The sequence below is a fragment of the Nonomuraea sp. NPDC001684 genome (assembly GCF_053596515.1).
Map to the genome: position 1 here is coordinate 51,808 of NZ_JBSFGJ010000007.1, position 18,178 is coordinate 69,985.

The 18,178-nt window shown below is 71.0% G+C and carries 19 protein-coding genes; 11 read left to right on the plus strand and 8 right to left on the minus strand.

All coding sequences use genetic code 11. From position 1 onward, the window contains the following. Positions 1 to 8: 8 nt before the first annotated feature. Positions 9 to 1,703 (plus strand): ABC transporter family substrate-binding protein, encoded by a 1,695-nt coding sequence (locus ACWCSD_RS02955; protein WP_397163243.1) that lies wholly within the window; start codon positions 9 to 11, stop codon positions 1,701 to 1,703. 7 nt (positions 1,704 to 1,710) lie between these two features. Here the strand turns inward: ACWCSD_RS02955 and ACWCSD_RS02960 are convergent, their stop codons facing one another. Then, the gene (locus tag ACWCSD_RS02960; RefSeq protein WP_364329247.1) at positions 1,711 to 2,343 is read right to left on the minus strand and encodes a LysE family translocator; all 633 of its coding nucleotides are present in this window, start codon (positions 2,341 to 2,343) and stop codon (positions 1,711 to 1,713) included. A gap of 71 nt (positions 2,344 to 2,414) precedes the next feature. On the opposite strand from ACWCSD_RS02960, the gene ACWCSD_RS02965 reads away from it, so the two are divergent. Next, positions 2,415 to 3,512: a winged helix DNA-binding domain-containing protein gene (locus ACWCSD_RS02965; RefSeq protein WP_449912681.1), complete on the plus strand. Its 1,098-nt coding sequence runs from the start codon at positions 2,415 to 2,417 to the stop codon at positions 3,510 to 3,512. 10 nt (positions 3,513 to 3,522) lie between these two features. Here the strand turns inward: ACWCSD_RS02965 and ACWCSD_RS02970 are convergent, their stop codons facing one another. Both ACWCSD_RS02970 and ACWCSD_RS02975 read right to left on the minus strand, forming a co-directional pair. Beyond that, a complete protein-coding gene (locus ACWCSD_RS02970; protein WP_352326656.1) occupies positions 3,523 to 3,774 on the minus strand; it encodes a hypothetical protein in 252 nt (83 codons plus the stop codon). Positions 3,775 to 3,853: 79 nt separating this feature from the next. Next, complete coding sequence (locus ACWCSD_RS02975; protein ID WP_449912684.1) at positions 3,854 to 4,960, minus strand: MFS transporter; 1,107 nt, start codon at positions 4,958 to 4,960, stop codon at positions 3,854 to 3,856. Between the two features lie 79 nt (positions 4,961 to 5,039). On the opposite strand from ACWCSD_RS02975, the gene ACWCSD_RS02980 reads away from it, so the two are divergent. The 3 genes from ACWCSD_RS02980 (at position 5,040) to ACWCSD_RS02990 (ending at position 6,501) form a co-directional block, all read left to right on the plus strand. Then, positions 5,040 to 5,489, plus strand: a complete 450-nt coding sequence (locus ACWCSD_RS02980) for a hypothetical protein (RefSeq protein ID WP_387663585.1) — start codon at positions 5,040 to 5,042, stop codon at positions 5,487 to 5,489. A gap of 80 nt (positions 5,490 to 5,569) precedes the next feature. After that, positions 5,570 to 6,016, plus strand: a complete 447-nt coding sequence (locus ACWCSD_RS02985; protein ID WP_397163236.1) for a carboxymuconolactone decarboxylase family protein — start codon at positions 5,570 to 5,572, stop codon at positions 6,014 to 6,016. 311 nt (positions 6,017 to 6,327) lie between these two features. Next, complete coding sequence (locus ACWCSD_RS02990; protein WP_352357779.1) at positions 6,328 to 6,501, plus strand: hypothetical protein; 174 nt, start codon at positions 6,328 to 6,330, stop codon at positions 6,499 to 6,501. Positions 6,502 to 6,566: 65 nt separating this feature from the next. On the opposite strand, the gene ACWCSD_RS02995 is transcribed toward ACWCSD_RS02990, so the two are convergent. Next, the gene (locus tag ACWCSD_RS02995; RefSeq protein WP_387663581.1) at positions 6,567 to 7,187 is read right to left on the minus strand and encodes a pyridoxamine 5'-phosphate oxidase family protein; all 621 of its coding nucleotides are present in this window, start codon (positions 7,185 to 7,187) and stop codon (positions 6,567 to 6,569) included. Positions 7,188 to 7,221: 34 nt separating this feature from the next. After that, positions 7,222 to 7,740: a winged helix-turn-helix transcriptional regulator gene (locus ACWCSD_RS03000; protein ID WP_358284201.1), complete on the minus strand. Its 519-nt coding sequence runs from the start codon at positions 7,738 to 7,740 to the stop codon at positions 7,222 to 7,224. Positions 7,741 to 7,786: 46 nt separating this feature from the next. Here ACWCSD_RS03000 and ACWCSD_RS03005 point away from each other — a divergent pair, with 46 nt between their 5' ends. Then, positions 7,787 to 9,130, plus strand: coding sequence for an MFS transporter (locus ACWCSD_RS03005; protein ID WP_449912688.1), 1,344 nt, complete (start codon positions 7,787 to 7,789; stop codon positions 9,128 to 9,130). A gap of 48 nt (positions 9,131 to 9,178) precedes the next feature. Here ACWCSD_RS03005 and ACWCSD_RS03010 read toward each other — a convergent pair whose 3' ends face one another. Next, on the minus strand, positions 9,179 to 10,264 hold the full coding sequence (locus ACWCSD_RS03010; protein WP_364329272.1) for a PrsW family intramembrane metalloprotease: 1,086 nt from the start codon (positions 10,262 to 10,264) through the stop codon (positions 9,179 to 9,181). Between the two features lie 75 nt (positions 10,265 to 10,339). Further along, positions 10,340 to 11,545 carry an amidohydrolase gene (locus tag ACWCSD_RS03015; protein ID WP_397163232.1) on the minus strand — a complete coding sequence of 402 codons (1,206 nt, stop codon included), beginning with the start codon at positions 11,543 to 11,545 and terminating at the stop codon, positions 10,340 to 10,342. Positions 11,546 to 11,662: 117 nt separating this feature from the next. Here ACWCSD_RS03015 and ACWCSD_RS03020 point away from each other — a divergent pair, with 117 nt between their 5' ends. The 3 genes from ACWCSD_RS03020 to ACWCSD_RS03030 are packed head-to-tail and all read left to right on the plus strand — an operon-like array spanning position 11,663 to position 13,079. Continuing rightward, positions 11,663 to 12,127: a hypothetical protein gene (locus ACWCSD_RS03020; protein ID WP_449912691.1), complete on the plus strand. Its 465-nt coding sequence runs from the start codon at positions 11,663 to 11,665 to the stop codon at positions 12,125 to 12,127. 29 nt (positions 12,128 to 12,156) lie between these two features. After that, positions 12,157 to 12,555 carry an ester cyclase gene (locus ACWCSD_RS03025; protein WP_387663569.1) on the plus strand — a complete coding sequence of 133 codons (399 nt, stop codon included), beginning with the start codon at positions 12,157 to 12,159 and terminating at the stop codon, positions 12,553 to 12,555. A 29-nt stretch (positions 12,556 to 12,584) separates the two neighbouring features. Further along, positions 12,585 to 13,079: a pyridoxamine 5'-phosphate oxidase family protein gene (locus ACWCSD_RS03030; RefSeq protein WP_449912693.1), complete on the plus strand. Its 495-nt coding sequence runs from the start codon at positions 12,585 to 12,587 to the stop codon at positions 13,077 to 13,079. Here the strand turns inward: ACWCSD_RS03030 and ACWCSD_RS03035 are convergent. Beyond that, complete coding sequence (locus ACWCSD_RS03035; protein ID WP_449912695.1) at positions 13,027 to 14,430, minus strand: MFS transporter; 1,404 nt, start codon at positions 14,428 to 14,430, stop codon at positions 13,027 to 13,029. The genes ACWCSD_RS03030 and ACWCSD_RS03035 overlap by 53 nt on opposite strands. 99 nt (positions 14,431 to 14,529) lie before the next feature. On the opposite strand from ACWCSD_RS03035, the gene ACWCSD_RS03040 reads away from it, so the two are divergent. Together ACWCSD_RS03040 and ACWCSD_RS03045 are read left to right on the plus strand one after the other, a co-directional pair. Further along, on the plus strand, positions 14,530 to 17,091 hold the full coding sequence (locus ACWCSD_RS03040; RefSeq protein ID WP_397163223.1) for a glycosyl hydrolase family 18 protein: 2,562 nt from the start codon (positions 14,530 to 14,532) through the stop codon (positions 17,089 to 17,091). 172 nt (positions 17,092 to 17,263) lie between these two features. Next, positions 17,264 to 18,094 (plus strand): glycerophosphodiester phosphodiesterase, encoded by an 831-nt coding sequence (locus ACWCSD_RS03045; RefSeq protein ID WP_449912698.1) that lies wholly within the window; start codon positions 17,264 to 17,266, stop codon positions 18,092 to 18,094. Positions 18,095 to 18,178 lie beyond the last annotated feature (84 nt).

The window sequence follows — 18,178 nt, forward strand, 5'->3', positions numbered from 1 at the left end:
TGCGCTCGATGAAAGCTTCACGTCTTGTCGTGGCCGTCGCCGTGACCGGCTCGCTGTCGCTGGTGAGCTGTGGCGGCGGCGGCTCGGGGGGCGGCTCGGCGAGCGGCACGGAAGGCGCGCACAAGACCATCAAGGCCTTCGACATCAACCCGCAGCCGCGCGACAAGGTCAAGGACGGCGGCACGCTGCGCTGGGGCATCAACGAGTTCCCCAGCCAGTGGAACCGGAACCACGTCGACGGCAACCTGGCGGTGGCGGCCGTGATCAGCAACGCGTTGCTGCCCTCGCCGTTCGTCTCCGACGAGAAGGCGGAGATCACCGTCGATCCCGACTACGTACTCGACGCCAAGGTCACCGACCAGAGCCCGAAGCAGGTGGTCACCTACACGCTCAACCCCAAGGCCAAGTGGTCGGACGGGCAGCCGATCACCTGGGCCGACTACCAGGCCCAGTGGCAGGCGCTCAACGGCCGCAACCCCGAGTTCCACATCGTCTCGGCCACCGGCTACCAGGACATCGAGAAGGTCGAGCGGGGCAAGGACGACCACGAGGTGAAGGTCACCTTCGCCAAGCCGTTCGGCGACTGGCAGTCGCTGTTCGGGCCGCTGCTGCCGGCCGCCACGAACCGGACACCGCAGGCCTTCAACACCGCGTGGCTGAACAAGATCCCGGTGACCGCCGGGCCGTTCAAGTTCAAGGGCTTCGACCAGACGGCCAAGACGATCACGATCGTCCGCGACGACGCCTGGTGGGGCAACCGGGCCAAGCTCGACCAGATCATCTACCGGGCCTCGGAGCAGGACTCACTGATCGGCGCGTTCAGCAACGGGGAGCTCGACCTCATCGACGTCGGGCCGTCGGCGCCCGACTACGCGCGGGCCAGGGCCACGCAGGGCGCCCAGGTGCGCCAGGCCGCCGGGCCCGACTTCCGGCACTTCACCTTCAACGGGTCGAGCGAGCCGCTCAAGGACGTGAACGTGCGCCAGGCCATCCAGCTCGGCATCAACCGGCAGGCCATCGCGCAGTCCGACCTGCAGGGGCTCGACTGGCCGATCGCGCTGCTGAACAACCACTTCTTCATGAACACCCAGGAGGGCTACCTGGACAACGCCGGAAGTCTCGGCGTCTACAACCCCGAACGCGCCAAGCAAATGCTCGACGCGGCCGGCTGGAAGCTGAACGGGGCCGTCAGGCAGAAGAACGGGCAGCCGCTCGACCTGCGGTTCGTGGTGCCGTCCGGGGTGCAGCTCAGCAAGTCCGAGGGTGAGCTGGCCCAGAACATGCTGGCCCAGATCGGGGTCAAGCTCACCATCAAGGCGGTGCCGAGCGACGACTTCTTCACCAAGTACGTCATCCCCGGCAACTTCGACATCACGCCCTTCGCCTACATCGGGACGCCTTATCCGATTTCGAGCAGCTACGGGATCTACGCGAACTCGGCGAACGGCAAGACGTGGAACGCCAACTTCGGCCGTACCGGCTCGCCGGAGATCGACCAGGCCATGGACAAGGCGGCCCAGAACCTCGACCCGGCCGGCGCCCGCACCCAGACGAACGAAGCCGACGGGCTGATCTGGAAGCTGGTCAACGTCCTGCCGCTCTACCAGCGTCCGCAGAACGTGGCGGCCAAGCAGACGCTGGCCAACGTCGGCGCGCGCGGCTTCTACGACCTGCGCTACGAGGACATCGGCTTCACCGGCTGACCGGCGTTCAACGCTCCACGGCGAGCTTCACGCCGAGCCCGACGAAGATGCCGCCCGTCGCCGTGTTCACCCGGCGGCGGGCGACGGCGCTGCGGCGCAGCCATCCGCCGATGCGCCCGGCCAGCACGCCCACCGCGCCGTCCACGACGAACTCGAAGGCGATCAGGACGGCGCCGAGCACGGCGAACTGCAGCCACATCCGCCCCAGCCCCGGATCGACGAACTGCGGGAGGAAGGCGACGGTGAAGGTGACCATCTTGGGGTTGAGCAGGTTCGTCAGCAGGCCGCTCAGGTAGGCCCGGCGGCCGGACATCCCGGTGCCCGGCTCGGGCATGTCGCTCACCCCGCCCTTGCGGTCCCGCAACATCCGCACGCCCAGGTAGATCAGGTACGCGGCGCCGCCGATCCGTACGACGGTGAAGGCGACCGGCACGGCCGCGAAGAGCGCGGCCAGCCCCGCGGCGGCCACGGCGACGTGGATCGCCTCGCTGGTCGCCACCCCGGCCGTGGCCAGCAGCCCGGCCCTGGGGCCGCCCCGCATCCCGCAGCCCAGGACGAACAGCATGTCGGGGCCGGGCGTGATCATCGCCACGATGGTGGTGACCGCGAACAGCGCGAGAAGATGACCGTCGAGAGGCACGCTTGATCCTCTCATATCCCCTTTTTTCGCCCAATGTGCGGAACGTCGGTGGGAGGCGGTAGAAGTGACGCATGACGATGGAGCTCACCTGGCCGCAGATCCTCTCCTGGCGGCTGCGCAGGCAGTTCGTGGCGGCGGCCGACGGGCCGGACGCGGTGTCGGTGGCCCGCCGGCTGTGCGGGGTGCAGGCGCAGGTCGCCTCCTCGGCCCAGCTCGCGGTGGCGGTCAGGAGCGCCCGGCCCGACCCCGGTGAGATCGACCGGGCCCTGTGGAGCGATCGGACCCTGGTCAAGACCTGGCTCATGCGCGGCACCCTCCACCTGGTGCCCGCCGACGAGCTGGCCGGCCTGTGCGCGGCGCTGAGCACGTTGCGCTTCTGGGAGAAGGGCTCCTGGCAGCGCGGGCACGGCGTGACCGCCGCGGAGATCGAGGCCGTCATCGAGGCCGTTCCCGAGGCGCTGAAGGGTGCGCCGCTGACCCGCGAGGAGCTGGTCGACGCGATCGTGGCGCTGACCGGCGACGCCCATCTCCGCGAGGCGCTGACGTCCGGATGGGGAGCGCTGCTCAAGCCGCTGAGCCGCCTGGGCGAGCTGTGCTACGGGCCGCCCCGCGAGGGCAAGGTGACCTTCACCGCGCCGCGATCGTGGGTGCCGGGCTGGCCTGGGGAGCTGCCCGGCCAGGAGGAGGCGGGCGTGCGGGTGCTGCGGGCGTTCCTGGGGGCCCACGGGCCGGCCACGCCGGAGATGTTCGACACCTGGCTGTTCGGCGGCGTGGCCAGGAAGGCGGTGCTCAAGGCGTGGGTCAAGGGCCTGGCCCCGGAGCTGGTGGAGGTGAGGGCCGACGACGGCACGACCCTGTACGCGCTGGCCGAGCACGCCGACGAGCTGGCCGCCACCCGGCCCTCGCAGGAGGTCCACCTGCTGCCGGGCTTCGACCAGTTCATCCTGGGGGCGCCGCGGACGCTCGCCCCGCTCGTCCCGCCGTCGCTCAAGCCCAAGGTCAGCCGCCAGGCGGGCTGGATCTCGCCCGTCGTGGTGCACGAGGGCCGGGTGGCCGGGCTGTGGGAGGCGAAGAACGGCGCCATCACCCTCGACCTGGCCGCGCCGGTGCCTCAGGACGCGCTCGACCGCGCCCTGAGCCGCGTGCGATCGCTGCTGGGCCCGGCCTGACGCCGTCCGGTCAGGCGGACGAGCTCGCCATCACCCGGTCGACGATGCCCTTGTTGCCCTCCTCGCGGGCGCAGTGGGCGCAGCAGTACCAGTGCTCGCCCGACTGGACGCCGTGCCCGATGACCTTGGTGCCGCAGTGCTCGCAGATCGGCGCCATGGCCTCGATCGCGCACTGGAAGCAGTCGAAGGTGTGCACGGCCCCCTGCGCGTGCACCTCGAAGGCCATGTCGTAGTCGTTGCCGCAGTTGTCGCAGACGGCCATGGTGATCCCCTCTTCACGTCCGAATCACCTGGGGCAATACCCCGAACCGTGGTGCGCTTTCCCCAACGAAACACCATATTCACGCCGAGTCCCCATCGATGATGACGAACCGTACGATCAGCGGCAGCCCCAGGATGCCCAGCGCGGCGAGCGCGACGGGCAGCCCGAACGGTCCGGTCAGCCCCGCCACCAGCAGCGGGCTGACGACGAACCCGGCGTAGGAGACCATCGAGACGCCCCACACCAGCGTCCCGGTCGGGTCGTCGGCGGCCGAGCGGCTGAGCAGCGCGGGCACCAGCGGCCCGAGCGCCAGCCCGGTCAGGGCGAAGCCCGCCATCGACAGCGGCACGCCGTCACCGAGCCCGGCCAGGCCGATCCCGGCCGCGCCGCCCACCCCGGCGACCAGGTACAGCGCGCGCAGGGGCACCGGAGGCAGGGTCTGCGCGGCGATCCGGCCGGCCGTGAGCGCGGCCATGTAGACCGAGGGAGCCAGGCTCGCCATGAGCGGCGTGGCGGCCCGGTGCTCCTCCAGCAGGAGCACCGACCACTGCTCGACGGCGTTCTCGATCACCAGCACGCATCCGGCCAGCGTCCCGAGCAGCAGCGCGACGCCCCACAGCCGGCGCCCCGCGTGGTGGTCGCCGGAGGGGGCGGCCCGGCCGCCGCCCACGGCCAGAGCGGGCAGCGACAGGGACGTCGCCGCCACCAGCACCGCGATCACCAGCAGCACGGCCCGGACGTCCAGGCCGAGCGACCGGGCCAGGCCGGTGAGCGGGGCGGCCACGATGACCGCGAGCGGGAAGGCCGCGTGCACCGCCTGGAAGAGCCGCCGGCCGCTCTCGCGCTCGACGCGTCCCGTGGTCAGGTTGAGCGCCACGTCGAGCGCCCCGCTGGCCGCGCCGAGCAGCAGCAGCCCGGCCACGAGCGGCCAGTACGCGGTGACCGCGGCCAGGCCCGCCACGGCCAGCCCGAACAGGGCGGTCGTCGCCATGAGGGCATGGCGCTCGCGCCCGCGGGCCAGCCGGCCGGTCAGCGCCATCGCGGGCAGGGCCCCGACGGGCACCGCGCTCAGCGCCGTGCCGAGCTGCGCCGCCGAGACGCCGAGCTCCTGCTTCACGGCAGGCAGCAGAGCCGCCCAGGACCCCCAGAACACCGCCCAGACGGCGGACACCGCGATGAGCGGCATTCACCAACCCCCTTGAATTGCGGTCAAGTCTCGGTAAAGATCGACGACGTCCTTAATATCCCCCGCCGAAGGGAATATCGTGCTGACGCGAACGGTCATCGCGGCCGGCCTGGTCGCCGCCGGTCTCGCCGCCACCCCCTCCGCCGCCTCCGCGGCCACCGCCCCCGAGACGCCCGAGCGCGTCTGCGGCGCGGGCTACCACCGGGTGCAGGACGGCCACCGCGCGATGAAGACGCGCGACGGGAAGGTGTTCGGGCACGTCTACCTCATGTACAACAAGAGCGCCGGGAAGAACTGCGTGGCGGCGATCAAGACCGCCTTCCGCGGCACCCCTACGGTCACCGGCGCCTCCATCGAGGTCCGCGGCGGCGGCCGCAGCGAGGACGTGCAGCGTTACCGCTTCTACGCCGAGACCGGCCACATCGACGGTAGCTGGAAGTGCGTGAAGTACGCGGGCTGGACGCGCACCCCGGACAACCGTGTCGAGGCGTGGGGCGGCCGCGGCTCGTGGGGCAACTGCCGGGGCTGACACGACCGGCCCGGAGCTGTCACATCGCGCCGGGCCACCTCGTCCTGTGTCATGGAAGTGACGACACAGGGAGGATCACCATGACCCAGCGCATCGACATCGCCAAGCTCGCCCCGGAGGCGTACCGGGGGTTCCTGGCGGTGGAGGCGTACATGCACGGCAGCGACCTGCCCGCGGCCACGATCGAGCTGGTCAAGCTGCGGGCCAGCCAGATCAACGGCTGCGGCTACTGCGTGCACATGCACAGCGCGGACATGAAGAAGGCCGGGGAGAGCGACGAGCGGCTGTGGTCGGTCGCCGCCTGGCGGGAGGCCACGGTCTTCACCCCGGCCGAGCGGGCCGCGCTGGCGCTGACCGAGGAGGCGACCCGCCTGGCCGACCGCGGCGAGGCCGTGCCGGACGAGGTGTGGCAGCAGGCGGCCGAGCACTATGACGACAAGCAGCTCGCCGCCCTCGTCGTCGCCATCGCGATGATCAACGCCTGGAACCGGATCGGCGTGACCGCCCGCCTGGTTCCGGGGACGTGACGCGGGCGCACCCGCACGCGAGGCCGTAGAAATGCGTTGAGCGGTCCGGGGAGCCCCGGTTAGGTTGGCGCGCAAGGCGGGTGGCGGCACCCGCCGAGCCGCCGTCAGCCGGCGGCGGCCCGGAAGGGGGAAGACCGTGAAACGTGTCAGAGTCCCGAAATCGACGGCCATCAGGCGTCCGCATCCGTCGGCCGAACCCGATCTGCGCACCCCCTCAGGGCGAAAGTTGCCCTATTAGCTACCCTTTACAGCGAACTTACGGCTGTATCGGTAGATAACAGAGGTAACAGAAACATCACGGGGGGGCTCACATGAAGAGGCTTGCGGTGGTGCCGCCGCACATCGCCAGGCACAAGATCCGCGACATCCGGGCGGCGGTCCGCCGCCGAAGGACCGAGGCCACCGACCCCAAGGTGGTCGATCTGCGGGCCTACAGCGGCCGGAACGTGATCCGCTTCCCCGGCGGACCGACGCCGGCCGCCTGAACCGCACGAATTCACCGCACCGCTGAGGCCCGACACGACCGGCTCCCCCCGCCGGCCGTCCGGTCTCAGCCGTAGAGCCTCTTGGCGTAGCCCTCGCCGTAGTACGACTCCAACTGCTCCAGCGTCTCCTCGACCACCTGAACCTCCTTGATCAGAGTGGCGTGCGAGGGCAGGACGGACGGGTTCCAGGAGTCGGGCGTCCAGAGCTGCGAGCGCAGGAACGCCTTGGCGCAGTGGAAGAAGATCTGCTCGATCTCCACCACCAGGGCCAGCCGCGGCCGGTGGCCCTTGACGACCATCTCGTCGAAGAACGGCGCCTCGCGCACGAGCCGGGCGCGGCCGTTCACGCGCAGGGTCTCGTTGCGGCCGGGGATCAGGAAGATCAGGCCGACGTGCGGGTTCTTCAGCACGTTGAGGAACCCGTCGGCGCGGCGGTTGCCCGGACGGTCGGGGATGGCGATCGTGGTGTCGTCGATGACGTGGACGAACCCGGCCGGGTCGCCCTTGGGCGAGACGTCGCAGTTGCCCTCGGCGTCGGACGTGGCGATCAGGCAGAACGGGGAGGCCGCCAGCCAGTCGCGATCACGCGCGTGCAGCCGGACCCGCTCCTTGGTCACGGCCCTCGGCATCACCTCGCCCAGCAGTTCCCGCAACTCCTCCTCGGACCCGATCTCCGCCCAGCTCATCTGATCTCCTTTCGAGGGGTACCGCCCGATTTTGTCAGGAGATCGGAGCAAGCATCCTGTGGGGTGCCCTGAGCAGAACGCTGACCGGATCATCACGGTTGTCCGTCAGGCCGGGGCCGGGGCGCACCTCGATGTCCTCCAGCCCGACGGCCGTGCCGCACGACGGGCACCGGGACACGGGGTCGAGCCGGGCGCCGCAGGCGGCGTGGTGGAACAGGCGGCGCGGGCCGTCCCCGCCGAGGTTGCGCTCGCCCCACTGGGACAGGGCCAGCATGGGGACCCACAACTCGCGGCCCGTGGCGGTCAGGACGTACTCGTCGCGGGGCGGGTTGTCCTGGTAGCGGCTCCTGGCCAGCACGCCGGCCTCGACCAGCGCCCCGAGCCGCTGGGACAGGACCGCCCTCGGGATGTCGAGGTGGGCGAGGAAGTCGCCGTAGCGGCGCACGCCGTACATGGCGTCGCGGACGACCAGCAGCGTCCACCGTTCGCCGATCACTTCCAGGGCCCTGGCCAGCGAGCAGTCCTGGCCTTCGTAGTTCTTGCCGAGCGCCATGGGAGCCATGTTAGTTCATTCACCGAACCGTGATACGTTGCGCCGCATGAGTTCAATGACCGAACTGACCCAGGTCCGGCCGGGCACGCTCGCTGTGGCGTCCTCGGCGCCCCTGCTCGTGCTGACGAACTACACGGTGCCGATGGTGACGTTGCCGCAGACGGCCGCGTCCCTGGGCGCCGGGCCGACGGGGCCGGTGTGGATGCTGGGCGGCATCTCGCTCGGGCTGTCGGCGCTGCTGCTGGTCTCCGGCGGGCTGGCCGACGATCACGGGCGCAGGCGGGTGCTGGTGTGGGGGTCGGCCGTGCTGGCCGCCGCCGGGGTGGCGGCCGCGCTGAGCACGTCGGTGCCGGTGTTCGTGCTGGCCAGGCTGGCGCAGGGCGGGGCGAGCGCGGCGATGCTGGCCGCCAGCCTGGGCATCGTCGGCCACGCCTTCCCCTCGGGCGCCGCGCGGGTGCGGGCCACCGGGCTGTACGGCGCCATGATCGGGCTGGGCACCGCGCTCGGCCCGCTGGCCTCCGGCGTGCTGGCCACGGCGGTGAGCTGGCGGGCGGTCTACTGGGTGTTGTCGGCCGCCGCGCTCGCCCTGGCGGTGGCCTCGGCGCGGCTGCTGGCCGAGTCGCGCTCCCCCGCCCCGCGCCGGTTCGATGTGCCCGGCGTGGTGCTGCTCAGCCTGGGCGTGGGGGCGCTGGTCGCGGGGGTCACCGAAGGGCGTGCCGGGTGGGGGCGTCCGGTGGTGATCGGGGCGTTCGCGCTGGCGGCGGTACTGGTGGCGGCGTTCGTGTCGGTGGAGCGCCGGCGTCCGGAGCCGCTGCTCGACCTGGAGCTGTTCGGACGGCCGGTGTTCCTGGTCGCCACCGGCGGCGCGCTGGTCGTCGGGGCGGCGGTGGTGGGCCTGCTCAGCTACCTGCCGACCGTGCTCCAGACCGCGCACGCGCTGACGCCGCTGCAGACCGGCCTGCTGTTCTGCCTCTGGTCGGGCACGTCGTTCGCGGTGTCGCTGGCGTCCCGGCTGGTACGCCTGCGCACCGCCGCCCGGCTGGCCCTCGGCCTCGGCCTGACCGCGCTCGGGTTCGCCGGCCTGCTGGGCGTGGGCGGCTCGCTGGACCTGCCGCTGGTCATCGCCGGGCTGGTGGTGAGCGGCGCCGGGTCCGGGCTGATCAACTCCTCGATCACCCACCTGGCGATCGAGAGCGTGCCGGCCCACCGGGTCAGCATGGGGTCGGGCGCCAACAACACCGCCCGCTACGTCGGCTCCTCCCTGGGCGCGGCCGGCGTGGCCGCGGTCGTCGGCGCGTTCGGCGTGGACCGGGGGGCGACGGTCGCGGTGGCGGCCTGCATCGTGCTGGCGGCGGTGACGGCCCTGGCCGCCGTGCTCACCCGCCCCTGAGCCCGCCGCTGGGTCCGCCGCTGAGCCCGGCCCTGAGCCCGGTCCCGGCTACCAGCGGCGGGCGTGGGCCATCGAGGTGAGCAGGGCGTCGCGTTCCATGGCGAACCTGGCCGGGTCCATGCCCTGCCGTTCGGCCCGCAGGTGCAGCACGGTCAGCTCGGTCGCCGCCTGCTGGTAGTCGCTCATCGCGCGGCCGAGCCCGGCGCCCCTGGCCCACCTGCGGGCCGCCTTGCGGGCCTTGAGCGTGCTGAGCATCTTCAGGTCCGCCGCCGTGACCAGGCCGGTCTGTCCGTAGCCGGGCAGGTAGACGCCCATCTTCGAGACGAGCTGGCGGCGTTCGACGACGGTGACCACGATGAGCAGGACCAGCGCCACCATGATCACCAGGTACGCCGTGCCCAGCCAGGCCAGCGACTGGGTGGAGGCGGCGCCGTTCCACAGCCCGTGCAGGACGACCGCGCCCAGGTAGCCGAGCGGGATCGCGGCGAACCTGGCGGGCGTGCGGCGGGTGAGCGCGTAGGCGACGCCGAGCCCGATCATCGAGGTGTAGATGGGGTGGCCGAGCGGGTCGATCAGCCCTCTGAGCACGAACAGCCGGACCGCGGCGCCGGTGCCGTCCTGGCCGAACGCGATCAGGTAGTAGCCGATGTTCTCCACGGCGGCGAAGCCGAGCCCCGCCATGGAGGCGTAGACGATGCCGTCGGTCAGGCCGTCGATCTCCTGCTTCCTGCGCAGGAGCAGCAGCAGCGCCGACCCCTTCAGCGCCTCCTCGATCACCGGGGCCAGGAACACGGTGCCGACGTCGTTGACGAGCTGGGCGCCGTACCCGGCCCGCAGGAACAGCGCCTGTCCGGCCAGCGTCAGCCCGACGCCGAGCACGATCGCCAGGCCCGCGCCCCACGCGAAGGCGAAGGCCAGGTGCAGCTTCGGCTCCGGCTCCAGCCGGTCGAGCGAGAGCACCGCGGCCAGCAGCACCGGCAGCGGCGCTAGCCCGAGCACCGCCGACAGCCCGAACCCGACCGGTCCGCCTTTGTGCAGCATGAGACCGAGGACGATCAGCGCGAGGACGCCTGAGACGACCAGTCCGATCAGGAGGGCCTTGCTGGGTCTCCTGGCGGGGTGCGGAGCTGTCATGGGGGGCGCCTTTCTCCGACTCAGTGCACCTACTATGAGCGTTCCCGGCCGTCGCGCACTTGACAGTCGCCTACATCACCGTGACTCGCGGTAATAGGGATCGGCCACGACGGATTCCCCGTCCACGTAGGAGTACACCTCACGCCCGGTGATGAACACCCTCAGCGCCCGGCTCATCACGTCGAGCGGGTCGCCCGACCAGATCACCACGTCTCCGTCGAGGCCGGGGCGCAGCGAGCCCACCCGGTCGTCGAGGCCCATGATGCGGGCGGGGTTGACGGTGATCGAGCGCAGCGCGGTGTCCCGGTCGAGCCCTTCCTTGACGGCGAGGGTGGCCTGGTGGACGAGGAAGTGGATGGGCACCACCGGATGGTCGGTGGTGATCGCCAGCTCGACCCCGGCCCGCGCGAGGATGCCCGGGTTGCGCAGGGCGCGCTGCCGCAGCTCGACCTTCGACCGGCTGGTGAACAGCGGGCCGATGATGACCGGCACGTTCCGCTCGGCCAGCGTGTCGGCCAGCAGGTGGCCCTCGGTGCCGTGGTTGAGGATCAGGCGGTGGCCGAACTCGTCGGCCAGGCGCAACGCGGTGGCGATGTCGTCGGCCCGGTGCGCGTGCTGGCACCACGGCAGCTCGCCGTCGAGCACCCGGACCAGGATCTCCAGCGTGCCGTCGCGGTCGAACGGCTTGTCCTCGCGCTCGGCCGCGGCCTTCCTCGCCTTGTAGTCCTGCGCCTTCATGAGGGCGTCGCGGATCACCGCGGCCACGCCCTGCCGGGTGGAGGGCAGCTTCTTCTGGTCGCCGTAGACGCGCTTGGGGTTCTCCCCCAGCGCGCTCTTGACGCTCACCGGCTCTCTGACCAGCATCTCGTCGACCGACCTGCCCCAGCACTTGACCGCGACCGTCTGGCCGCCGATCGGGTTGCCGGAGCCCGGCTTGATCACGACCGTGGTGACGCCGCCGGACAGCGCGTCGGCGAAGCCCTGGTCGGCCGGGTTGATGGCGTCGAGGGCGCGCAGCCGGGCCCCGTTGGGGTCGGTCATCTCGTTGGTGTCGTTGCCCGCCCAGCCCTCGGCCTCCTCGTACACGCCGAGATGACCGTGCGCCTCGACGAAACCGGGCAGCACCCAGCCGCCGTCCGCGTCCACGACGGTGGCGGAGTCGGGGATGGTCACGTCCCGCCCCACGGCGAGGATCTTCCCGTCGCCGACCAGGACGGTGCCGCCCTCGATGGGATCTCCGTCAACCGGCACGACATATCCGTTGATGATGGCGAGAGTCATAGCGGCAACTTACCGTTGCCATGCTTTCCCCCGTAAAGCCTGGACCGATAACCAGATTTCGGGCATGCTTGTCGAGATCTTCAGTCAAGACCCACCGAAAGGGACGTACTGGTGCGCATGCCCGCAAAGGCAATCCTTCTGACGGCGGCGATCGGTCTCAGCGGCGTTCTCGCGACCCCGGCGAACGCAACGGCCGCGAGCACCCCGCAGGGCGTCTGCGGATCGGGCTTCGGGCTCGTCTCCGGCGGCGCGAAGCCCGTCAAGACCCAGGGCGGCAAGCGCTACGGCACGGTCTACCTCCTGTACAACCGCGGCACCGGTCAGAACTGCGTGGTCACCATCAAGTCCAGCTTCATCGGCTCGAAGACGCAGATGAGCGCCAGGCTCACCGTCATGCCCAAGCCGGTCAAGGACGAGAAGCAGGACCCGATCGTGCGCATGGACGCCGGCAAGTTCGGGCAGTACGCCGGGCCGGTCAAGTACTGGGCCAAGAGCGCCTGCGTGAAGTTCTGGGGCACGATCCAGGGGACCGACGGGTCCATCGCCGGCGGCGGCCGTACCAGCTGGGGCAACTGCGGCTAGGGGCCTCCCGCGCGGGTAGTCGTGCCGCCATGCTGACCGAACTGTACGAGCGCTGGCTGCTCGAACTGTGGAACGGCGACTTCCCCCTCGCGCACGACCTGGTGACCCCCGAGTTCGTCGGCCACTGGCCCGGCGCGGACGTGCACGGCCCCGACGGGCTGATCGAGGCGATCCGGCAGGGCCACGAACCGTTCGACGACGTCCGGGTCACGCTCGACGTGGGCCCGGCCGTCGACGGCGACCTGGTCGCCGCCCGCTGGACGTTCACCGGCGCCTACCGGGGCGGCCTGCCCGGCGCGAGCGCCCCGCCGGGCACCCCCGTCTCCTTCTCGGGGCACGACCTCCTGCGTGCCACGGACGGACGATTCTCCGAATACTGGGTGATCTCCGACGTCCAGTCGTTCTCCCGGCAACTCGGGATAGGCTGACATATTCGCATCACGACGGGGGTCGAAGGATGTCACAGGAGGCAATGGGGGCGATGGGCTCGATGGGCTCGATGGGCGCACAGCCGCTGGAGCTGCCCGAGGAGGACCTGTCGGCGCTGCTCGCCGGCCAGCGCTTCGGCGCGCTCGCCACGAACGGCGGCGGCGGCCGTCCGCAGTTGTCCACGGTGGTCTACACCTGGGACCCGCCGCGGCGGGTGGTACGGATCTCGACCGTCGCCGACCGGCTGACGGTGCGCCGCCTGCACCAGGACCCCCGCTGCGCGCTCTACGTCGCCAGCGACGACTTCGGCTCCTACGCCGTCGCCGAGGGCGAGGCCGAGCTGTCCCCCGTGAGCGACCGGCCGGGTGACGAGGTGGGCCTGGAGCTGCTGGCCATGCAGCCGTCCTTCGGTGACGCCGCGGGCGAGCTGGCGTTCCTGCACCGGATGGTCGCCGACCGCCGGCTGGTGGTCAGGATCCAGGCGAGACGGCTCTACGGGGCCCTGCTCCCGACGCCTTCCTGAGCGCGCGCCGCCGGTTGTAGGCCACCATCGCCACCACCAGCAGGATCAGCGCCAGGTCGATGGCCGCCGACCAGCGCATGGCCCGCGCGTGGTGGCCGCCCTCGGCGACCGCGAAGTAGACCGCGCCGATCACCGCCACGCCGCCCGCGCCGGCGAACTGCTGCGCCGTGCTGAGCACGCCCGACCCGATGCCGGCCTGGTGCGGCGCGACCTCCACCAGCGCCGCGCCGATGAGCCGCGGCAGGACCAGGCCGTTGCCCGAGCCCACGAGCATGAGCGCGACCATGACGTACGGCAGCCCCCACCCGGCCCCGGCCACCAGCAGCGCCAGCCCCAGGGCGGTGACCAGGCCGCCGATCATGACGACGACCAGCCCGTACCGGCCGACCAGGCGGGTGCCGAGCAGCGAGGTCACGGTGAACAGCACGCCCATCGGCGCGAAGGCCAGGCCCGCCTGGAACGCGGTGAGCCCGAGCCCGCTCTGCAGCAGCAGCGTCAGCGTGAACATGAACGAGGCGAAGTACGCCATGAACGCGACGATCGCCCCGACGCCCGCCAGGTAGGAGTGGACCTTGAGCAGGCCGAGGTCGAGCACCGGCTGCCCGCCCCGGGCGGCCAGCGTCCGCTGCCACCACCAGGTCAGCGCGAACACCGGCGCGCTCGCCGCCATGGCGGCCCACGTCCAGGCGGGCCAGCCCAGGCTGTTGCCGAGGCCGAGCGGCACCAGCAGCAGCGCCAGCCCGGCGGCCAGACCCGCCGCGCCCGGCAGGTCGAACGCGACGGGCTTGTGCGGATCGGCCTCGGGCAGCAGCCACCGGGCCAGCGGCACGACGACCAGCCCGACCGGCAGGTTGATCAGGAAGATCACCCGCCAGCCCAGGCCGAACACGTCGGCGGTGAGCAGCAGGCCACCGAGCACCTGGCCGGCGATGGAGCCGAGGCCGCCGGCGGCGCCGTACCAGCCGAGGGCGCGGCCGCGGCGCTCCGGCGGGTAGACGGCCGAGATCATGGCCAGCACCTGGGGCACCATGACGGCGCCGGCCAGGCCCTGGAGCAGCCGGGCGGCGACCAGCCAGGCGGCGCCGGGCGCGAGGCCGCACAACACCGAGGCGACGGTGAACCCGGCCACGCCGAGGACGAACAGCCGCCGGTAGCCGTGGCGGTCGCCGAGCCGGCCGCCGGTGATCATGCCGGCCGCGTACGTGAAGGCGTACCCGGCCACGATCAGCTCCAGGGCGGCCGGACCGGCGCTCAGGTCGTGCTCGATGGCCGGCGCGGCCACGTTGACCACGAAGAAGTCGAACTGGGCCATGAACCACGCCGACAGCAGGACCGGCAGCACCCCTCGCATCTTGTCAGGCTAGATCAGACAGGCTCTTGCAAGTTGAGTGGGAGGGGCTTACGATCCGCGTAATTGTTAGGAAACTTTCTTTAAAGAAAGGTCCTTGACGTGCGCCGATTAGTCACCCCCCTGATCGCCGTCCTCGTGATCATCGGCATGTGCACCCTTCCCGCACAGGCCGCGAGCCGCCTCATCGCCACGTTCTCCCTCTCCGGGAACACCGGCACCTTCCTGGTGAGCAACCCGGGCACGACCGCCGTCAGCGGCTGGTCGATCGTCTTCGAGCTGCCGTCCGGGGTCACCGCGAGCAACCCCCAGAACGCCACCATCCGCCAGAACGGCACCAAGGTGACGCTCACCCCCGCTTTCTACATCAACACCGTGCAGGCGGGGAAGAACACCGAACCCTACAGCCCCAAGGTGACGCTGAGCTCGGCCGTCCAGCCGACGAGCTGCCTGATCAACGGCGCCAACTGCGACGGCACCGGCGGTGACCCGCCCGCCAAGCCGCCGGTCAGCGCCACGTACGACGTCAACGGCACCTCGGCCAAGTTCATCGTCGCCAACAACAGCACCACCGCGCTGAACGGCTGGTCGATCGTGTTCGAGCTGCCCGCGGGCGTCACCGCGAGCAACGCCCAGAACGGCTCACTCACCCAGAGCGGGCGGACCGTCACCCTGACCCCCGTCCACTACAACACCACCGTGAACGCCGGCGCGACCACCGAGCCCTACAGCCCGAGCTTCACCGTGAGCACGGCCAACGCCGAGCCGACGAGCTGCCGGATCAACGACGTCAACTGCGACGGCACCCCCGACGCGCCGCCCGGCGCCCCCGGGAACCTGCGCTCGCCGGTCAAGACCACCAAGACGGTCTCCCTCGCCTGGGACGCCGCCACCCAGGGCAGCCTGCCCATCGTCGGGTACGAGATCTACAACGGCTCCGCCCTGGCCGCCTCGGTCACCGAGACCTCCGGCACGGTCTCCGGCCTGACGCCGAACACCGAGTACACGTTCACCGTCAAGGCCAAGGACCGCAAGGGCACCCTGTCGGCCGCCTCCGCGCCGCTGAAGGTGACCACCCGCAACCCGGCCGACGACTCGCAGGCGCCGTCGGTGCCGTCGGGACTGCGCAGCACGGCCAAGACCTCCAGCAGCGTCACGCTGGCCTGGACGGCCTCCACCGACAACACCGGCGTGGCCAACTACGACGTCTTCGCCGGCTCGACCCTGGCCACGACCGTCACGGGCACGACGGCGGTCGTCTCCGGCCTGTCCCCCTCGACCGAGTACTCCTTCACGGTCAAGGCCCGCGACCTGTACGACAACCTCTCGGCCGCCTCCACCCCCGTGAAGGTGACGACGTCGGACATCGTCGAGACCGGGTACGCCCGCGTCGGCTACTTCGTCCAGTGGGGCATCTACGGCCGGCAGTACTTCGTCCGCAACCTGGACACCACCGGGGCCGCGGCGAAGCTGACCCACATCAACTACGCCTTCGCCAACATCGACCCCAAGAACCTGACCTGCCTGCAGGGCGTCACCAAGGGCACCACGTCCGACCCGCAGGACCCGAACCAGGGCGACGGCGCCGGTGACGCCGAGGCCGACTACGGCAGGCCGTTCAGCTCCGCCCAGTCGGTCGACGGGGTCGCCGACACCGGCTGGGAGAAGCTGCAGGGCAACTTCAACCAGCTCAAGAAGCTCAAGGCGAAGTACCCGAACCTCAAGGTGCTGATCTCGCTCGGCGGCTGGACGTACTCCAAGTACTTCTCCGACGTGGCGGCGACCGACGCCTCCCGCAAGAAGTTCGTGTCCTCCTGCATCGACACCTACATCAAGGGCAACCTGCCCGACTACAACGGCAAGGGCGGTCCGGGCACGGCCGCGGGCATCTTCGACGGCATCGACCTCGACTGGGAGTGGCCGGGCGCCGAGGGGCACGCGGGCAACCACATCGGCCAGAACGACAAGGCCAACAACACGCTGCTGATCGCCGAGTTCCGCCGCCAGCTCGACGCGCTGACGACGACGACCGGCAAGCGGTACCAGCTCACGGCGTTCACCCCGGCCGACCCGGCCAAGATCGCCGCCGGCTGGGACCTGCCCGAGGTCGCCAAGTCGCTGGACATCTTCAACATCCAGGGCTACGACTTCCACGGCGCGGGCAGCGACAACTCCTGGGAGCCGAACCGCACCGGCCACCAGGGCAATCTGTACCTCGACGCGGACAGCCCGTACAACCCGGACTTCAGCGTCGAGAAGGCCGTGGACGTCTACCTCCAGGCCGGCGTCAACCCGCGCAAGCTGACCATCGGCCTGGCCTACTACGGCCGCGGCTGGCAGCAGGTGACCGACGGCGGCAAGGCGGGCGAGTGGCAGGACGCGCACGGCGCCGCTCCCGGCCAGTTCCAGGAGGAGGCGGGCACGCGCGGCTACAGCAACCTGCTCGCCATGGTGCCCGGCTGCACGATCCGCCACGACGAGGTCGCCGTCGCCACCTACTGCTACACCGGCAACAACGGGCAGTGGTGGACGTTCGACGACGCCTGGTCGATCGGCAAGAAGACGGCCTGGCTGAAGAGCAAGGGCCTGCTGGGCGCGATGATCTGGGAGATGTCCGGCGATCCGGGCGTCCTCACCACCGCGCTGGACGCCGGCCTGAAGTAACCCGGGTTCGGTGACAGCTGAGGGCGGGCCGCCGCGGGCGGCCCGCCCTCAGGCATGTCCGCGTGTCGAAGCCTCATCGGATGGGCACCGCTGCGTTACTCTGCCCTCAACTCACGGTCATCCTTGCTGGTCATGGTCGGGGGTGTCGGTCTCTCCCCCACCGAGGAGATCCATGTTGCGGCGACTCGCCCTGTTCCTGCCCCTCGCCCTCCTCCCCCTGGCCTCCCCGCCCTCCTCCGCTGCCGCTGTGACCACAGTGGTCAACGTCGCCCATCGGGGCGCCTCGGCGTACGCGCCGGAGAACACCGTCGCAGCCTTCCAGCTCGCCGCCCGCCAGGGGGCCGACCTGTTCGAGCTGGACGTCCAGGAGACCAAGGACCACGAGCTGGTCCTGATGCACGACACCACCCTCGCCCGCACCACCGACGCCGAGCGCGCCCTGCCCGGCCTTGCGCCCTGGCGGGTGCGCGACCTCACGCTCGCGCAGATCCGCAGGCTGGACGCGGGCTCGTGGTTCGACCGGGAGTACACCGGCGAGCGGGTGCCGACTTTGCAGGAGGCGCTGCGCGCGACGGCCGGGTCCCGCGCCGGCATGCTGCTGGAGGTCAAGGAGCCGAAGCTCTACCCCGGCATCGAGGCCCGCATCGTCCGCGCGCTGCGCGCCGAGCCCTCCTGGCTCGCGCCGGGGCGGCTGGTGGTTCAGTCGTTCGACTGGGACTCGATGCGCGCCTTCCACCGGCTGCTGCCCGACGTGCCGATCGGGCTGCTCGGCACGCCGAGCGCCGCCGCGCTGCCCGGCCTGGCCAGGTTCGCCGACCATGTCAACCCGCCGTACGCCGCGCTCACCCCTTCGTACGTGAAGCTGGCCCACGAGCACGGCATGAAGGTCTTCGCCTGGACGGTCGACAGCCCCGACATCATGCAACGCCTGCTGACGTACCAGGTGGACGGCATCATCACCGACAAACCCGACATCCTGCGCGACCTGCTGACCGGAACCTGACCCCGAACACCTGCCTGATGGGAACCCGACCCCCGGAAAGCCGATGAGGGGGCCCGTTCCCGGGCCCCCTCATCTCAGTTCAGC